The following is a 15,974-nucleotide window of genomic DNA, read 5'->3' as shown; positions in this document are numbered from 1 at the left end:
TTTGGTGCGCCCAGCATGGGCGCAATCTTGTGGGTGAGAGTCCCGCCGTGAGTTGACCACAGCGAACGAAGTGAAGCGCAACTGCATGAGGGCGACCAAGTGTGGGGAGGAAGCGTGGAGCGAAGCCGCGAGCCGATGAACAAGAACCGGATACAAGGCGATGCCGACCAGGGCGAGCGGGCCAAAAGCCGCGAAGCCCTCGTGGTCAAAGGGCGGCGGCGTAGATCCGGCGGTTGTGCGGTGAAGGATTGCGTCCTTACCTGGGGAGATCTCGCCTTGTGCCTGAAAGGGCGACGGCGGCAGCCGGAGCGAGAAGTCAGCAGAGGCCGTAGTAGTAGTTTTTTTTTCGACGAAGGGCCGAACGAGAGAGAGCGCCGGAGGCCATCTTGATGCGACATGACCGGAAGTCAGATGCCCGCCAAACGCGGGGCGGACGCAGACGAGAAGCGGTGAAACCGTGAATCGCTCCGTCAGCGACGAGGCATGGCGCCCGCAAGGTGATCCCGAAAGCGCAGGGCAAGGGCTGCTGCAACGCGCCTTTGCGAGAGGCAACCTGCAACGCGCCTGGAAACGAGTCAAGGCTAACAAGGGGGCGGCGGGTGTCGACGGTCTGGATATTGAGCAGACGGCCGAGCACCTGCTGACCGAGTGGGCCGGGATTCGCCATCAGCTGCTGTCAGGGGCGTATCGGCCCAGCCCGGTACGCCGCGTGGTGATTCCCAAGCCCGATGGTGGCGAACGCGAGCTGGGTATTCCGACGGTCACCGACCGGCTGATCCAGCAAGCGCTGCTGCAAGTCTTGCAGCCGCTCCTCGATCCCACCTTCAGTGAACACAGCTACGGTTTCCGTCCGGGTCGTAACGCCCACGGCGCGATTCTCGCGGCGCAGCGTTATGTCGCGTCAGGACGGCGGATCGTGGTGGATGTGGACCTGGAGAAGTTCTTCGACCGGGTCGATCACGACATCCTGATTGATCGTTTGAGCCAACGGATAGCGGACCGGCCGGTAATCCGGCTGGTCCGCGCCTATCTGGATGCTGGAACGCTAAAGGCTGACGTGATCGAGAAAAGCCGCTGCGGGGCGCCGCAAGGCGGCCCGCTGTCGCCGTTGCTGGCGAATGTGCTGCTGGACGAAGTGGATCGGGAGCTGGAGCGAAGAGGCCACTGTTTCGTGCGCTACGCCGATGATGCGAACGTCTACGTCCGCAGTCAAAAGGCAGGTGAACGCGTGATGGCCTGGCTGAAGCGTCTGTATGGACGGCTGCACTTGAGCGTCAACGAGAGCAAGAGTGCGGTGGCGAGTGCGTTTGGCCGCAAGTTCCTCGGTTATGCCCTCTGGCTGGCCCCGAATGACGAGGTGCGCCGCGGGGTGTCGATGAAGGCGCGGGAAACGCTCAAGCAACGGGTCAGGCAACTGACCCGCCGGTCCGGTGGCTGTAGTTTGGCTGATGTGGCCGGGAAACTGCGCAGCTACCTCCTGGGATGGAAAGGGTATTTCGGGTTGGCACAAACCCCTCGAATCTGGCGAGCGCTGGACGAGTGGATACGCCGCCGCCTGCGTGCCCTTCACCTCAAGCACTGGCGCCATGGCAAGACGACCTACCGGGAGCTACTCCGCCTTGGAGCCAGTCCCCAGGTGGCGCAATCGGTGGCAGCACTGAGCCGCCGCTGGTGGCATAACAGCCTCTCCGCTGTGCACCGCGTGCTGACGATTGCCTACTTTGACCGTCTCGGCGTGCCGCGCCTCTCCTAACCTCAATCTCTCGAACCGCCCGGTGCGGACCCGCATGCCGGGTGGTGTGGCAGGGGAGCGGCCTGCGAAGGCCGCCCCCTATGCCGATCGCAGCCCAAAAAACAAAGGCCCCAGGATTTCTCCTGGGGCCTTTTCATATCTGGCGCATCCGGCGGGATTCGAACCCACGACCCCTGCCTTCGGAGGGCAGTACTCTATCCAGCTGAGCTACGGATGCGTATGGGGGCGCCATCATACTCATCTAGATGCCTGGCGTCCATGCGGTAGCAGCTTGTTCGCAATGTTGAACGATGGTCCTGCATCTGGTCATCTTTGATCAGGATTTCGACAAACAGCACCGACTTTTTGTTGATTTTATCGAACGGGCTATTGCCCTTGGGTTTTCAGCGCCCTAGGATTCCGTTTGAGATTTCAAACGCCCCCTCGCCTTTCCATAAGCCGGGCCGTTCCAATCACTCCGTCCTGGCCAATCCCGTGTTGGCTGAAGAACAACAACTTGCCCCGGCACCCGTGAAGTGCCGGTGTGAAGGAGACAGAGATGCAATTGAAAGACGCCAAGCTGTTCCGCCAGCAAGCCTATATCGACGGCACCTGGCTGGACGCCGACAGCGGCCAGACCATCAAGGTCAACAACCCGGCCACTGGCGAAATCATCGGCACAGTGCCGAAGATGGGCACCGCCGAGACCCGCCGCGCCATCGAGGCTGCCGAGCGTGCTCTGCCGGCCTGGCGTGGGCTGACTGCCAAGGAGCGCGCCAACAAGCTGCGTCGCTGGTTCGAGTTGCTGATGGAGAACCAGGACGACCTGGGCCGCCTGATGACCATCGAGCAGGGCAAGCCGCTGGCCGAAGCCAAGGGCGAGATCGCCTACGCTGCGTCTTTCATCGAGTGGTTCGCTGAAGAAGCCAAGCGCGTCTACGGCGACGTGATCCCCGGCCACCAGCCCGACAAGCGCCTGATCGTGATCAAGCAGCCGATCGGTGTGACCGCCGCCATTACCCCGTGGAACTTCCCCGCCGCGATGATCACCCGCAAAGCCGGCCCTGCTCTGGCCGCCGGCTGCACCATGGTGATCAAGCCCGCTTCCCAGACTCCGTTCTCCGCACTGGCGCTGGTCGAGCTGGCCGAGCGCGCGGGCATCCCGAAAGGCGTGCTGAGCGTGGTCACCGGCAGCGCCGGCGAAGTGGGCGGTGAGCTGACCAGCAACCCGATCGTGCGCAAGCTGTCCTTCACCGGTTCCACCGAAATCGGTCGCCAGTTGATGGCCGAATGCGCCAAGGACATCAAGAAAGTATCCCTGGAGCTGGGCGGCAACGCTCCGTTCATCGTCTTCGATGACGCCGACCTGGATGCCGCCGTTGAAGGCGCGCTGATCTCCAAGTACCGCAACAACGGTCAGACCTGCGTCTGCGCCAACCGCCTGTACGTGCAGGACGGTATCTATGACGCCTTCGCCGAGAAGCTGAAGGCCGCCGTGGCCAAGCTGAAAATCGGTAATGGCCTGGAAGATGGCACCACCACTGGCCCGCTGATCGACGAGAAAGCCGTGGCCAAGGTCCAGGAGCACATCCAGGACGCCGTTTCCAAAGGCGCCAAAGTCCTGGCCGGCGGCAAGCCGCACAGCCTGGGCGGCACCTTCTTCGAGCCGACCATCCTGGTCGACGTACCATCGAGCGCAGCCGTGGCCAAGGAAGAAACCTTCGGTCCGCTGGCGCCGCTGTTCCGCTTCAAAGACGAAGCCGACGTCATCGCCATGGCGAACGACACCGAGTTCGGCCTGGCTTCCTATTTCTACGCCCGTGACCTGGGCCGCGTGTTCCGCGTGGCCGAGGCGCTGGAGTACGGCATGGTGGGTATCAACACCGGCCTGATCTCCAACGAAGTGGCGCCCTTCGGCGGCGTGAAGGCTTCTGGCCTGGGGCGCGAAGGTTCCAAATACGGCATCGAGGACTACCTGGAGATCAAGTATCTCTGCCTCGGCGGTATCTGATCCAAAGACGGGGCAAGGCGCGAAAGAGCGCGCGGCGCCCCAGCTTCACCCTAAAGCGAACGAGCCTCCGGCAAGCCCGCGCAGTCGATCATCGAATGCTGCGCTGGCCCCTACCGGGGGCATTTATCCTTGAGACTGCGCCGCCCGATGAGCGGCCGTGAGGAACTTATGAGCAAGAACGAATCCCTGCTGAAACGCCGTGCCGCTGCCGTTGCCCGCGGTGTCAGCCAGATCCATCCGATCGTCGCCGAGCGCGCCGAGAACGCCACCGTCTGGGACGTCGACGGTCGCGAGTACATCGACTTCGCCGGCGGTATCGCCGTACTGAACACCGGCCACCTGCACCCGAAAGTGATCGCGGCCGTTCAGGAGCAACTGACCAAGCTGACCCACACCTGCTTCCAGGTACTGGCCTACGAGCCCTATATCGAGCTCTGCGAAGAGATCGCCAAGCGCGTACCGGGTGACTTCGCCAAGAAGACCCTGCTGGTGACTTCCGGCTCCGAAGCCGTCGAAAACGCCGTGAAGATCGCCCGTGCCGCCACCGGCCGCGCTGGCGTGATCGCCTTCACCGGCGCCTACCACGGCCGCACCATGATGACCCTGTCCCTGACCGGCAAGGTGGTTCCGTACTCGGCCGGCATGGGCCTGATGCCGGGCGGCGTATTCCGTGCCCTGGCTCCGTGCGAACTGCACGGTGTCAGCGAAGACGACTCCATCGCCAGCATCGAGCGCATCTTCAAGAACGACGCCCAGCCCCAGGACATCGCAGCCATCATCATCGAGCCGGTCCAGGGCGAAGGTGGTTTCTACGTCAACTCCAAGGCCTTCATGCAGCGTCTACGCGCCCTGTGCGACCAGCACGGCATCCTGCTGATCGCCGACGAAGTACAGACCGGCGCTGGCCGTACTGGCACCTTCTTCGCCACCGAGCAACTGGGCGTTGTGCCTGACCTGACCACCTTCGCCAAATCCGTTGGCGGCGGTTTCCCGATCTCCGGCGTGTGCGGCAAGGCCGAGGTCATGGACAGCATCGCTCCCGGCGGCCTGGGCGGCACCTACGCTGGCAGCCCGATCGCCTGCGCCGCGGCCCTGGCCGTGCTGAAGGTGTTCGACGAAGAGAAACTGCTGGAGCGCAGCCAGGCTGTAGGCGAGCGCCTGAAGGCCGGCCTGCGTGAAATCCAGGCCAAGCACAAGGTTATCGGCGACGTCCGTGGCCTGGGTTCGATGATCGCCATCGAGCTGTTCGAAGGCGGCGACGAAAGCAAGCCGGCTGCCGAACTGGTTGGCAAGATCGTGGCTCGCGCTCGTGAAAAAGGCCTGATCCTGCTGTCCTGCGGCACCTACTACAACGTCATCCGCTTCCTGATGCCGGTCACCATTCCCGACGCGCAACTCGACAAGGGCCTGGCCATTGTCGCTGAGTGCTTCGACGAACTGGCCTGATTGCTCAGGTAGTGAAAAGAGACCCGCTCCGGCGGGTCTCTTTTTGCCTGGATGATAGAGATTGGTAGGGGCTGCAGCTCGACCTTGGTCTACACCACTATCCTCCGTCCAGGCCCCGGTTTAGACTGCCTGGCTTCGATTCTTACGACGAATCCGACCTGCGCTTCTGCCGATTCCCGGCTCTGCGTGGATCGTCACGGATGACCCACCCGCCACTCGAGGTATCCATGCCCGCCGCAGCCCAGGTTCCGGAAATCCTGATTGCCGAGGCCGACCCCTGGACGTCGGATTTGCTCGCCCAGCTCGTCCTGGATATCCGTGGTGATGCCAAAGTGGTGCAGGTGGCCGATGGTCGTGAGGCCCTGGCGCGATGCAAGCGGCGCCTGCCGGAGCTGGTGATTGCCGACGGCGAACTGGCTGGGATCGACGGCGTGGAACTGCTGCGTCAGTTGCGCCGCCACCCGCGTACCCCGGCGCTGCCTTTCGTACTGATCAGCGCCCGCGTGGATGCTGCCAGCGTGCGCGCCGTGCGGCCGCTCGCACCTTCCGCCTACCTCGGCAAGCCCTTCAATGCCGCCAAGCTGCGCAAGCGGCTCAGCAGCCTGCTGCCGGCTGGTGATACCGCCGTTGGGCGAAAGGTACCCGTGTTGCTGGTGAGTAGCTTGAAGGAATACCTGGACAGCGTCCGCGAGGAGGGTCAGGGTGCGCCCTTGCTGGACGATGTGCGCGAAGCCGTCAGCCAGTGCCTGCAGGCCGATCAGGTCGACCTGCGCGACCTCGACGAAATCTTCTCCCGCGACCCGCAGATCACTGCGCGGTTGATCGCTGCTGCCAATAGCGCAGCGCAGCACCTCGGCATGCCCTGCCAGACGCTGGGCCAGGCCATGCAGCGCCTGGGCGTTACTCGTGTGCTCAACCTGGTTCTGGGCATGGCCCTGGAGCGCAATGCGCGGCTGCACGACCCACGCCTGGCGGAACTGGCCGAACTGGTCTGGCAGGCCGCCCAGCGCAGCGCCGAGCTGAGCTACTGGCTGGCCAGCGAACTGGAGCTGGATGCCGAGCTCTGCTACACCGCCGGGCTGTTGCACAACATGGGCGAACTGGCCCTGCTGCGCAGCCTGCAGGACTGGCAGGATGCTGGCGGCAGCCTGAGCAATGAAGAGCTGCACGATGTGATGAAGCGCCGCTCGGCGGCTTTTGGTTCCGCCCTGCGAATCCGTTGGCGGCTTCCCTTTGGCCTGCGTGAACTGGTGGCGGCGTTCCACGGACTGGGCGCGGGAGTGTTTTCTCGTGAAGCCCTCGTGCTCAACTTCTGTGCCGTGTTGCTCTGCCTGCCTCGTGGCGAGACCCCGGCAAACCTGCTGGATGAGCGCGCCGCGAGGCTGTTGCGTCTCGACCCCGCCGTGCTGGAGCGACTGCCGCAACGCCTTCTGCCCTGATGCGGCTAATGGCCTATGGCACGGTCATTGACTAGTCTGCTCAAATGCTCGTCAGTCTTACGAGCCTTCCCGGCGCTGCCCGGGAGCCGCAGCGGAGCTGGATACCGAGGCCATGCATGGCTGATCTCGAACGTGCACCCAAAGTGCTGATTGCCGACCCCGATCGCTGGAGCGCCGAGCTGCTCACTGAACTGGTGCGCAAGGCGCGCTGCGGCGCCCAACTCGTCGTGCTGCAGGACAGCCACAGCGTGCTCGAACATTGCCGCAATGGCTGGCCCGAGCTGTTGATTGTCGACTACGGCCTACCCGGCATCGGCGGTCTGGAGCTGCTGCGGGAAGTCCGTCGCCAGCGTCGCCATCCGCCAGTACCGTTCTTCCTCCTCACCGAACGGGTCGATGCCGCCAGCGTACGCGCGGCCCTGCCGCTGGCCCCCACCGCCTACCTGGCCAAACCCTTCAACGCCGAAGACCTGCTGCAGCGCCTGCGCAATCTGCTGCTGGAACCGGGTGAGGATGTGGCCTGCAGCGTGCCGCCCAGGTCGCCCGAGCAGAGCCTGGACGTGTTCCTGGCCGAGGCGCGCGAGTCGTCATCCGGCGCACCGCTATTGAGCGTGGTACACGAGGCATTGAGCTTCACCCTGGACGCCCACAAGCGAGACCTGGCTGAGCTGGAGCCGCTGTTTCACCAGGACCCGCAACTCACCGGCCAACTGATTGCCGCTGCCAACAGTGCCGCCCAGCACCTCGGCAATAGTTGCCAGACCCTGACGCAGGCCCTGGCCCGGCTCGGCCCTCAGCACAGCCTCAACCTGGCCCTTGGCCTGGCCCTGCAGCGCAGCGTCAAGCTTGCCGACCCGTTGTTGGTTCCGCACGGCCAGCGTATCTGGCAGCAATCGCAGCACACCGCCGAACTGGCGCGCTGGCTGGCCCAGTGCCTGGAGGGGGACCATGAACGGTGCTACACCGCTGGGCTTCTGCACCTGCTGGGAGACTTGGCGGTGCTGCGCAGCCTCCAGAGCTGGCGCGACTTGGGTGGTGAGGAACTGACCGCCGAACAGGTGAGCGATGCGCTGCACAAACATGCCGCACCTTTCGGGTCGGCCCTGCGCACTCGCTGGCGCCTGCCCCTGGAGCTGCGCCAGTTGATCGCCGCCGTGTTCCAGTTGGGCGGCGGTGTCTACTCGAAGGAAGCACTCATCCTGCACGTTGCCAAGCTCGCCGCCGAACTCCCCGAGGGCGAGGACGCCAGCCGCCTGGCCAGGCACAAGGCGGCGCGCATGCTCGGCCTCGACGCCGCGTTGCTGGCGTCGTTGCCGAAGCTGACGTCGTCGAGTTAGGCCAGCGCTTCCTCGACGAAATCCAGCCGATCCTGGCCGAAGAACATCTCCTCGCCGACGAAGCAGGTCGGCGCGCCGAATACGCCGCGTTTCACCGCTTCCTCGGTCGCTGCTTTCAGTGCGTCCTTCACCTCCTGATTGCCTACCAGGGCCTGCAGCGCCTCCGGATCGAAGCCGACGGCCTGGAGAGTCGCGCCCAGCACGGCGGGGTCGCCGAGGTTGCGCTTGTCCTGCCAGAGGGCGCGGAACATGGCATCCAGATAGGCCTCGAAGCGTTCTGGCTGGCGCATTTGCACGCCAATGGCGGCGCGCATCAGCGTCAGCGTGTTGATGGGGAAGAAGGGGTTGAAATGCATAGGCACGCCATAGCGGCGGGCGAAGCGCTGCATGTCGATCATGGTGTGCCGCGCCTTGGCCGGAACAGCGGCGGGCGAGGCGTTGCCGGTGGCCTGGAAAACCCCGCCCAGCAGCATGGGGCGATAGCGCAGTTCGGCGCCATGGCGTGCGCAGATGCCCGGCAACTGGGTCCAGGCCAGGTAGCTGGCCGGGCTGCCGAGGTCGAAGAAGAATTCGACGGTTTTGGTCATGGTGTGCGTTCTCGTCGTTGGATATCGGCTATGGCCAAGTAGGAGCGCGTTCGCTCGCGAACGAGGCCGTGCATGGGCATTTCGCGAGCCGGCTCGCGCTTACGGAGTCACCAACGCTCCATCCATGGCCGCAGATCTAGCTCGAACGTCCAGGCATCACGCGGCTGGCTGTGCAGGTACCAGTAATTCTCGGCGATGTGCTCGGGGTCGAGGATGCCGTCCTGGTCCTTCAGCGCGTAGCGCTCGGGGAAGCTGTCGCGGATGAAATCGGTGTCAATGGCGCCGTCCACCACCACATGGGCGACGTGGATGTTCCGCGGGCCAAGCTCGCGCGCCATGCTCTGGGCCAGGGCGCGGATGCCGTGCTTGGCCCCGGCGAAGGCCGCGAACCCGGCGGCGCCGCGCAGGCCGGCGGTGGCACCGGTGAAGAGGATGGTGCCGCGCTCGCGGGTGACCATGCGCCGGGCGACTGCCTGGCTGGTGAGGAAGCCGGAGAAGCAGGCCATCTCCCAGATCTTGAAGTACTTGCGCGCGGTTTCCTCGAGGATGCTGCAGGGCACGTTGGCGCCGATGTTGAAGACGAAAGCTTCGATCGGGCCGATGTCACGCTCGATAGTTTCCACCAGCTCGGCGACTTCCTCTTCCTTGCGTGCATCAGAGGCAAAACCGTGGGCCTCGCCACCTTCGGCGCGGATGGCGTCCACCAGCGGCTGCAACTTGTCAGCGCTGCGCCGGGTCACGCAGGCCACATAACCCTCGCGGGCAAAGCGCCGGGCGATGGCACCACCCGTGGCATCGCCTGCTCCTATCACCAATACGACTTTCTTGTTCTCGGTCTCGCTAGCCATGCTGTTCACCTTTACTGAACGATCGTTAGCTGAACGGACGTTATGCTATGCTCGCCAACACGTCAAGCCAGTCCACCGGAGGTCGTCGTGCGTTACTCAGCCACCCATAAGGAAGAAACCCGGCAGAAGCTGCTGGAAAGCAGCGGTGCCATCGCCAAGCGCGGCGGCTTCTCCTCCACGGGCGTCGACGGCCTGATGAAGGCCATCGGCCTGACCGGCGGTGCCTTCTACAGCCACTTCCCGTCGAAGAACGACCTCTTCACCGCCATCGTCCAGCGCGAGCTATCGCAGAGCCTGATCGGCCATGTCGCCCGTGGCGAAGGTTTCTGCCGCGACAAGCTGGAGCGCTGCCTCGATCGCTACTTGAGCATGGCCCATCTGCAGAACCCCGACACGGGCTGCGCCATCCCGACGCTCGGCGCGGAAATCGCCCGCGCCGATCTTCCCGTGCGTGAGGAAGCCGAGCACTGGATGCTGCAGTTGCAGCGTGCCTGGGCGGAAATCCTCGAAGACGGCGAGCTGGCCTGGGCGCTGATATCCCAGTGCGTTGGCGCCCTGGTGGTTGCGCGCATGCTGGCTCGCGAAGAAACCCAGGTCGAAGTCCTGAACGCGAGCCGAACGTTCCTCGGCCGGGTGGTGGATCAGTTGGAGAAGTGATCCCCCGGTATCCGGCTAGAGTTATCCACATGCCTCATTTGTGGGTACCTGCCATGGGTCATCGCCAATCGCCGCGTGCCGCCCTCGCCGGACTGTGCGCCTTGCTGCTGGCCGCACCGGCACTAGGCGACTCCCTCGCCGCGGCCAGCCGCGCCAGTCTGCTGGAGGACAGCCACTTCCTTCGTGACGCCGCATCCGAGCGCATCCAGCAGATTCGCTTCTCCTTCCGTGAACCGCCGTTGGAGGAGGGGCAATCACCCGCCTGGGCCCGCGCCTTCGGCAGCCATGGTTCGGTAGACGCCGACCACCGTGCACCGCGTCGGGAGCGTGATGTCGGTGGGTTGCTGCTGGGTAGCGAACGCAAGCTGGGTAAATGGCTGGTCGGCACAATGGGGGGCTATTCGGCAACTTCGGTGGAGGTGCAGGACGCGGATGCCGATATCCACAGCCTGCACCTGGGTGTCTATGCCGGCACCAAGATCTACAACCAGATCGGCGTAAAGCTGGGAGCGGCCTGGAGTGGTCATGATGGTGACCGGCGCGCCGCCGATGCGAACAGTGGCCAGGTATTCGGCGAGCTCAGCTACTCCCTGGATTTCCGCGACTTCAGCGCCGAGGGTTTCAGCGAGCTGGCCTATGTGCGGCTGGACAGTGATTCACAGGGCGCCATCGACAGCCAGCGCGACGAGATCGGCTACAGCACCTTCGGCCTGCGAGGCACCACGCGCATCGACCTGGCCTCGGGCCGGCGCCTGACTGCACGCATCAGTTCGGGCTGGCGTCATGCGTTCAGTGACAGCCGGTTGGAAGACGAGAGTGGTGCCGCCGTGGCACTGACCCGGGACGCTTTCCGCCTGGATATGGGGCTGGACTACCAGCTCACCGAACAGGCCTATGCGGGGCTGTTCTACAACGGCACCTATGCCGAAGACGCGCGGGACAACGGGCTGACGGCGCGGCTGAGCCTGCGGTTCTGACCTATCTAGGATGGGTTTCGCTCCGTGCGAAACCCATCCTACGCGAGAGCCCTGAATCGCGTCGTACTCAGATTTCCTGCATATCGAAGTCGTTCTTGCCGACTCCGCAATCCGGGCAGATCCAGTCATCCGGCACGTCGGCCCAGGGAGTGCCGGCCGGGATGCCCTCGTCGGGCCAGCCCTTGGTTTCGTCGTAGATCAGGCCGCAGACCACACAAATCCAGGTTTTCATGCCGCTACCTCATGCTTGCAGCTGTGCTCGGGGAAGGCACGCGCCCGGAGGCGCGTGTTGTCGCGATCATAGGCGCGGTGCTGGGGCGCCGGTGCCCTAACCAAGGGTGGGTTGGGCCGGTTGCGTGGCCACCTGCTCCTTCGGATTCCAGCGGTTGGCACGGGCAAAAGTGCCGAAGTCGTTGAAGCGAACGCCCATTTCGCGCATCACCTTATGCGCCACTGGCGCGGTCATCTGGCGGATGTAGAAGGGCTCCTTGACCACGAAGTGGTGGATGGCATGGGTGCTGCCGAAGTTGAAGCAAAACGCCTGCAGCGGCCACATCCACCAGGGGTTGAGCACCTGGGTCTGCTGGATCACATTGCCCAGCTCGACATCGCCGTAGTAGTGCATGTTGGAGCTGACGAAGTGCAGGCAGAAGGTGCGCAGCACGTTCGGGCCCACCAGCACCACCACGGCGATGTTGACGAGGTGCATCGCTTCCAGGGTGCCAGCCGACCAGGCGATGGGCGTATTCAGGGCCCAGGCCAGGGTGTCGATGGCGTGGAAGCCGAGGAAGACGTACCAAGTACCCCAATTCAGCAGCGCCAGCGGCGCGTAGACCTTCAGGGTACGCCAGAGGATGCTGCGCTTGTGCGCCCAGGTCTTGGCTCGCAGCATGCGGATCAGCGAGGACATCACGTTGTCCCCCACCATCAGCAGGCGCGCCAGGCCCCAGGGTTCGCCGTTGGTGATGGCGCGCTCCTCCATATCGGTCTCGGTGCCGGACACCTTGTGGTGGTTGAGGTGCAGGTGACGGCGTATCCAGGGGTTGATGGTGCTCGGCCGCGCCAGCCAGACCAGCGCCATCATCAGGTTGTGCGGCACCTTGCGCTTGCGGAAGTACATGCTGTGGATCAGGTCGTGCTCCAGCTCGTGGGTCAGCGACGCGAAGAAGGCATTGAGCAGCAGGCAGGCCCACCAGGCGATCTGCTCGTTCAGGTAGAGCAGGGCGGAACCGACCATGCCGGCCAGGGCGAAGGCGAGGATGCCGGCGCCGATGGCATCCTGGTGATTCAGCACGGGGTAGCGCTGGCGCAGCGCGTTGCCGCGGGCCATCACCACTTCACGAATATGCGCTGATCGCTGCTGGTCATTCAGCGTGCGGGGACTTGCAGGCGTGGTGGACATGCTTCCATCCTCTTGTTGGAGATGGTTCTACTGTGCCGTCTTGGGCCGCCGTCGCGCCCGACCGAGCACGCCAACCTGTTGACCGGATGCGCCAACCTGCATGAGCGAACCCACCACCCTCGCCAGCTGGACCCGTGCCCTGCGCAAGCAGCTGGATGCGCTTGGGCTCGACAGCGCCGACCTGTGCCGCCAGGCCCAACTCGACCCGCTGCTGATGGACGACCCCAATGCGCGTTACCCGCTTTCGGCCACCACCCGGCTCTGGGAACTGGCGGTAGCCGCCAGCGCCGACCCAGCCCTGGGCTTGAAGATATCCACCTACGTCAGCCCCACCACCTTCCACGCCCTGGGCTATGCCCTGGTGGCCAGCGCCAGCCTGCGGGAAGTCTTCGAGCGCATCGTGCGTTACCACCAGGTGGTCAGCGACGCCCTGGAACTGGACCTCAGCCGACAGGGCGAGCGCTACCTGTTCCGTCTGCGGGTGCGCGCCGACGGTATCGAGCCCGCGCCGGAAGCGGTGGACGCCTTCGTCGCCATTTATGTCCGCACCTGCCGCAACCGCATCGGTCGTGACTACGCGCCGCTGGCCGTGCACCTGCGCCGTCCGGCGCCTGCGGACCCGCAGCCGTGGCACAACGTCTTCCGTGCGCCGCTGGTGTTTGGCGCTGAGGAGAATCGGCTGGAGTTCGCGGTGGAAGATTTCGAGCGACCGCTGGACGACGCTAACCCCGAGCTGGCCGAACACAACGAAGCGGTGCTCAAGCGCACCCTGGAGCAGCTGCAGCAGCCCACCTGGTCGCGCAGGGTGCGCGCTTGCCTCGAGGCTCAGCTACCCAACGGCGAACCCTCTGCCGAGCGCATTGCACAAACCTTGCACCTCAGCCTGCGCAGCCTGCAGCGACACTTGGCCGATGAGGGCTGCAGCTACGAGCAACTGCTGGGCGATACCCGCCAGGCGCTGGCCCTGGCGCACATGCGTGACCCACGCTGTTCCATCAGCGAGGTCGCCTACCTGCTCGGTTTCGCGGATACAAGCAGCTTCAGCCGTGCCTTCAAGCGCTGGACAGGACAGAGCCCCAGTCAGTACCGGGACAGCCTGTTGCGCTGAACCGGTAGGGTGGGCTTCAGCCCACCATTGGTCCCTGCCGGTGGGCTGAAGCCCACCCTACAGAACTCAATGCCGACCTAGGATTTCTGGGCTGCGTGGCGCAGCCGCTCTGGATCGAGAATCTCGATTTCCCCGTAGTTCAGGCGCAATGCCCCCTGGGCCTCCAGCTCCTTGAGGATCTGATTGGTGGTCTGTCGGGAGATCGCCAGCATCATTGCCAACTGCTCCTGAGCCAGGTGAATGACCCGTCGCTGGCTTGTGCCTGCGCCATAGCCCTCGGCGATCATCAGCAACCGTCTCGCCAGGCGCTGGGGTGCCGGCAGCAGACTCATCTCCTCCAGGGCGATGAAGGCCAGGCGCAGCTTCTGACTCATCAGCAAGGCAAAATCGCGCCAGTGCTCCGGTCGTTGTTGCAAGAGGGCCAACAACGGTGCTTGGGGCAGGCTGAACAGAGTCACGGGGCCTTCGGCGAAGGCGTCATGGGTGCGCGGCTGGCCGTCGAACAGGGAGATTTCGCCGAACCAGTGCGGCGGCTCCACCAGCACCAGCAAGGCCTCCTTGCCGCTCTCGCTGATGCTGCCGACCCGGATCGCGCCGTCCAGCACGGCATAGAGCCCGCAGGGCGGATCGCCTCGGCGGAACAGCCGTTGGCCAGGTTCCAGCCGGCGCAGCTGGGCCATGGCCAGAAGGTCGTCCTGCAGGCTGGCCGGCAGCTGGCTGAACCATTGGCCGGTGAGCAGGAGATCGCGGTGGTGCTTGAATGGGGTCATGGGCTTTGTCGGCTAGCTGACAGAGGTTGCCTGGGGCGTGGCGCCATTATCGACGCAACTGCCTGCCAACCCGAGGACACAACAATGAAAACCCTCATCGACCAACTTGGCCAGTACGCCGAGTACCACCGTGACCGCCGCAACATCGCCACCCACTTCGTCGGCATTCCACTGATCGTAGTCGCCGTCGCCGTGTTGCTGTCGCGCCCGGGCACCGAAGCCTTCGGCCTCTGGTTGTCTCCGGCGGCCGGGGTCAGCCTGGTGTCGGCGCTCTACTACTTCCGCCTCGACCTGCGCTACGGCCTGGTGATGGCTGCGCTGCTCGTGCTCAGCCTGTGGATAGGCGCCGCCCTCGCGGTGCAGGGCACTGCCGCCTGGCTTGGCGCCGGGCTGGGGATGTTCGTGGTGGGCTGGGTGATCCAGTTCATCGGCCATTACTACGAAGGGCGCAAACCGGCGTTCGTCGACGACCTGGCGGGCCTGATCATCGGGCCGCTGTTCGTGGTGGCCGAGTTGGGCTTCCTGCTGGGGCTGCGCAAGGAAGTCGAGCACGCCGTGGAAGAGCGCGCGGGGCCGACCTGCATTCGCGAGAAGAAGGCGGCGGTTTGAGCAGTGGTTTCCCGGCGCTCACCATTCGACCTGCGCGCATTGCGCCCTCTCCCTCTGGGAGAGGGCTGGGGTGAGGGTACTGCCCGCCGCGCGGTATTGCCCATGACTTGCCCTTCGCTGATCTTCGCGACTGAGGTCGCTCCTACAACGGCAGAATTACGTGTTGTAGACAGCTGCATTGCTGGTAGGAGCTGGCTCTTGGCCCGATGATGAATCTCTCGCAACAGTCAACGCAGACACAGCGGATGAGTTCGCCCCTACAGGCTTAGTGCCACCCATCAGGGAGCGGGGGGCAGGGCGCCCAGCGCCAGCAACTGCCTGCTCATCGACCGCGCATGACGGTCCACCACCATCGGCGCATAGGGCCGGCCGGAGGCGCTTACCAGGGCGCTGCTCTGGCTGTTCATATCGCTCAATGCCGCCTTCAGGAAGCTCCAGCGAGTCTTCAGCTTGGCCACAGCCGGGTCGGCCTTGTCATCCAGGGGTGCCAGTTCCTGGTCGATGTCCGGCAATAGCAGACGCTCGTCCTGACCGATGTAGGTGTCGCCGTTCTCGCGGGCGATTTCGAAGGTGCCGATGTAGGCCCGGCTCAGGTACTGCACGTTCAGGTATTCCACCTTGGCCGGCAGATCCTCGACTCCGGCGGCGCCAGCCTGGATGCGGGCGGCGATCAGGAAATCGCGCAGGGCCTTGGCCAGTTCCTGGGGATAGCGCCAGGGCACGTCCTCTTCCTTGTGGCCGAAGGAAACGCCTCGATCGAGTTGGGTAACAAGCGTGTCACGGGTCTTGCGCAGGTCCTCGCTCGGCTCGGCGATGCGCTGGAAGGCGGCGTCCAGTGCCTTGAGGTCGTCGCGCATGCGGGTCGAGTGAGCGTCCTGGAAGCCTTCGCCGCGGAACAGCAGCAGGCTACTGGTGGCGCGGCAGGCGTGCACCTGCGCGAGTTCCAGCGGTGCCAGTTCGGTTGCGGGTGCAGGCAGGGCGAGGCCTAGGAGAAGGCCCAACAGCGGGTACAGCAGAACCTTGCGGATCATGGCGGGTGCTCCTGTTCTTG

15 protein-coding genes and 1 tRNA gene are annotated in these 15,974 nt (G+C 64.6%); 9 read left to right on the top strand and 7 right to left on the bottom strand.

Annotated elements, in window-relative coordinates; translation table 11 throughout:
- Positions 1-457 precede the first annotated feature (457 nt).
- Complete coding sequence (gene ltrA / locus E8F20_RS06615) at positions 458-1,753, top strand: group II intron reverse transcriptase/maturase (RefSeq protein WP_280283042.1); 1,296 nt, start codon at positions 458-460, stop codon at positions 1,751-1,753.
- A 140-nt stretch (positions 1,754-1,893) separates the two neighbouring features.
- Here the strand turns inward: ltrA and E8F20_RS06610 are convergent.
- A tRNA-Arg gene (locus E8F20_RS06610) sits at positions 1,894-1,970 on the bottom strand.
- Between the two features lie 321 nt (positions 1,971-2,291).
- On the opposite strand from E8F20_RS06610, the gene gabD reads away from it, so the two are divergent.
- The 4 genes from gabD to E8F20_RS06590 all read left to right on the top strand — a co-directional run bounded on the left by gabD (position 2,292) and on the right by E8F20_RS06590 (position 7,965).
- Positions 2,292-3,743: an NADP-dependent succinate-semialdehyde dehydrogenase gene (gabD, locus tag E8F20_RS06605; protein ID WP_280283041.1), complete on the top strand. Its 1,452-nt coding sequence runs from the start codon at positions 2,292-2,294 to the stop codon at positions 3,741-3,743.
- Between the two features lie 168 nt (positions 3,744-3,911).
- On the top strand, positions 3,912-5,189 hold the full coding sequence (gene gabT, locus E8F20_RS06600) for a 4-aminobutyrate--2-oxoglutarate transaminase (protein WP_028629162.1): 1,278 nt from the start codon (positions 3,912-3,914) through the stop codon (positions 5,187-5,189).
- Between the two features lie 227 nt (positions 5,190-5,416).
- Positions 5,417-6,628 (top strand): HDOD domain-containing protein, encoded by a 1,212-nt coding sequence (locus tag E8F20_RS06595; RefSeq protein ID WP_280283039.1) that lies wholly within the window; start codon positions 5,417-5,419, stop codon positions 6,626-6,628.
- Positions 6,629-6,744: 116 nt separating this feature from the next.
- Positions 6,745-7,965 carry an HDOD domain-containing protein gene (locus tag E8F20_RS06590; RefSeq protein ID WP_280283038.1) on the top strand — a complete coding sequence of 407 codons (1,221 nt, stop codon included), beginning with the start codon at positions 6,745-6,747 and terminating at the stop codon, positions 7,963-7,965.
- Here the strand turns inward: E8F20_RS06590 and E8F20_RS06585 are convergent.
- Positions 7,962-8,552, bottom strand: coding sequence for a 2-hydroxychromene-2-carboxylate isomerase (locus E8F20_RS06585; RefSeq protein WP_280283037.1), 591 nt, complete (start codon positions 8,550-8,552; stop codon positions 7,962-7,964). The genes E8F20_RS06590 and E8F20_RS06585 overlap by 4 nt on opposite strands.
- A gap of 107 nt (positions 8,553-8,659) precedes the next feature.
- Positions 8,660-9,400 carry an SDR family oxidoreductase gene (locus tag E8F20_RS06580; protein ID WP_280283036.1) on the bottom strand — a complete coding sequence of 247 codons (741 nt, stop codon included), beginning with the start codon at positions 9,398-9,400 and terminating at the stop codon, positions 8,660-8,662.
- Positions 9,401-9,487: 87 nt separating this feature from the next.
- On the opposite strand from E8F20_RS06580, the gene E8F20_RS06575 reads away from it, so the two are divergent.
- Both E8F20_RS06575 and E8F20_RS06570 read left to right on the top strand, forming a co-directional pair.
- Complete coding sequence (locus tag E8F20_RS06575; protein ID WP_280283035.1) at positions 9,488-10,057, top strand: TetR/AcrR family transcriptional regulator; 570 nt, start codon at positions 9,488-9,490, stop codon at positions 10,055-10,057.
- A gap of 53 nt (positions 10,058-10,110) precedes the next feature.
- Positions 10,111-11,034: an autotransporter domain-containing protein gene (locus E8F20_RS06570; RefSeq protein WP_280283034.1), complete on the top strand. Its 924-nt coding sequence runs from the start codon at positions 10,111-10,113 to the stop codon at positions 11,032-11,034.
- 67 nt (positions 11,035-11,101) lie between these two features.
- Here E8F20_RS06570 and E8F20_RS06565 read toward each other — a convergent pair whose 3' ends face one another.
- Together E8F20_RS06565 and E8F20_RS06560 are read right to left on the bottom strand one after the other, a co-directional pair.
- Positions 11,102-11,266, bottom strand: coding sequence for a rubredoxin (locus tag E8F20_RS06565; protein ID WP_028629154.1), 165 nt, complete (start codon positions 11,264-11,266; stop codon positions 11,102-11,104).
- Between the two features lie 96 nt (positions 11,267-11,362).
- Positions 11,363-12,436: a fatty acid desaturase gene (locus tag E8F20_RS06560; protein WP_280283033.1), complete on the bottom strand. Its 1,074-nt coding sequence runs from the start codon at positions 12,434-12,436 to the stop codon at positions 11,363-11,365.
- Positions 12,437-12,536: 100 nt separating this feature from the next.
- Here E8F20_RS06560 and E8F20_RS06555 point away from each other — a divergent pair, with 100 nt between their 5' ends.
- Positions 12,537-13,544, top strand: a complete 1,008-nt coding sequence (locus tag E8F20_RS06555; RefSeq protein WP_280283032.1) for an AraC family transcriptional regulator — start codon at positions 12,537-12,539, stop codon at positions 13,542-13,544.
- Positions 13,545-13,621: 77 nt separating this feature from the next.
- On the opposite strand, the gene E8F20_RS06550 is transcribed toward E8F20_RS06555, so the two are convergent.
- Complete coding sequence (locus E8F20_RS06550) at positions 13,622-14,314, bottom strand: Crp/Fnr family transcriptional regulator (protein ID WP_280283031.1); 693 nt, start codon at positions 14,312-14,314, stop codon at positions 13,622-13,624.
- Between the two features lie 84 nt (positions 14,315-14,398).
- Here E8F20_RS06550 and E8F20_RS06545 point away from each other — a divergent pair, with 84 nt between their 5' ends.
- Complete coding sequence (locus E8F20_RS06545; RefSeq protein WP_280283030.1) at positions 14,399-14,923, top strand: Mpo1-like protein; 525 nt, start codon at positions 14,399-14,401, stop codon at positions 14,921-14,923.
- 278 nt (positions 14,924-15,201) lie between these two features.
- On the opposite strand, the gene E8F20_RS06540 is transcribed toward E8F20_RS06545, so the two are convergent.
- Entirely contained in the window at positions 15,202-15,954 is a 753-nt protein-coding gene (locus tag E8F20_RS06540; RefSeq protein ID WP_280283029.1) for a hypothetical protein, read from the bottom strand.
- Positions 15,955-15,974 lie beyond the last annotated feature (20 nt).

The organism is Pseudomonas sp. BN415 (genome assembly GCF_029871195.1).
Lineage (GTDB): Bacteria > Pseudomonadota > Gammaproteobacteria > Pseudomonadales > Pseudomonadaceae > Metapseudomonas > Metapseudomonas resinovorans.
This window is presented reverse-complemented; position numbering and strand designations above follow the sequence as displayed.

Excerpts from the sequence above, each read along its gene's own strand:
- gabD (WP_280283041.1), top strand. The coding sequence starts at position 2,292 with ATGCAATTGAAAGACGCCAAGCTGTTCCGCCAGCAAGCCTATATCGAC.
- gabT (WP_028629162.1), top strand. The coding sequence starts at position 3,912 with ATGAGCAAGAACGAATCCCTGCTGAAACGCCGTGCCGCTGCCGTTGCC.
- E8F20_RS06595 (WP_280283039.1), top strand. The coding sequence starts at position 5,417 with ATGCCCGCCGCAGCCCAGGTTCCGGAAATCCTGATTGCCGAGGCCGAC.
- E8F20_RS06590 (WP_280283038.1), top strand. The coding sequence starts at position 6,745 with ATGGCTGATCTCGAACGTGCACCCAAAGTGCTGATTGCCGACCCCGAT.
- E8F20_RS06585 (WP_280283037.1), bottom strand. The coding sequence starts at position 8,552 with ATGACCAAAACCGTCGAATTCTTCTTCGACCTCGGCAGCCCGGCCAGC.
- E8F20_RS06580 (WP_280283036.1), bottom strand. The coding sequence starts at position 9,400 with ATGGCTAGCGAGACCGAGAACAAGAAAGTCGTATTGGTGATAGGAGCA.
- E8F20_RS06570 (WP_280283034.1), top strand. The coding sequence starts at position 10,111 with ATGGGTCATCGCCAATCGCCGCGTGCCGCCCTCGCCGGACTGTGCGCC.
- E8F20_RS06565 (WP_028629154.1), bottom strand. The coding sequence starts at position 11,266 with ATGAAAACCTGGATTTGTGTGGTCTGCGGCCTGATCTACGACGAAACC.
- E8F20_RS06560 (WP_280283033.1), bottom strand. The coding sequence starts at position 12,436 with ATGTCCACCACGCCTGCAAGTCCCCGCACGCTGAATGACCAGCAGCGA.
- E8F20_RS06555 (WP_280283032.1), top strand. The coding sequence starts at position 12,537 with ATGAGCGAACCCACCACCCTCGCCAGCTGGACCCGTGCCCTGCGCAAG.
- E8F20_RS06550 (WP_280283031.1), bottom strand. The coding sequence starts at position 14,314 with ATGACCCCATTCAAGCACCACCGCGATCTCCTGCTCACCGGCCAATGG.
- E8F20_RS06545 (WP_280283030.1), top strand. The coding sequence starts at position 14,399 with ATGAAAACCCTCATCGACCAACTTGGCCAGTACGCCGAGTACCACCGT.
- E8F20_RS06540 (WP_280283029.1), bottom strand. The coding sequence starts at position 15,954 with ATGATCCGCAAGGTTCTGCTGTACCCGCTGTTGGGCCTTCTCCTAGGC.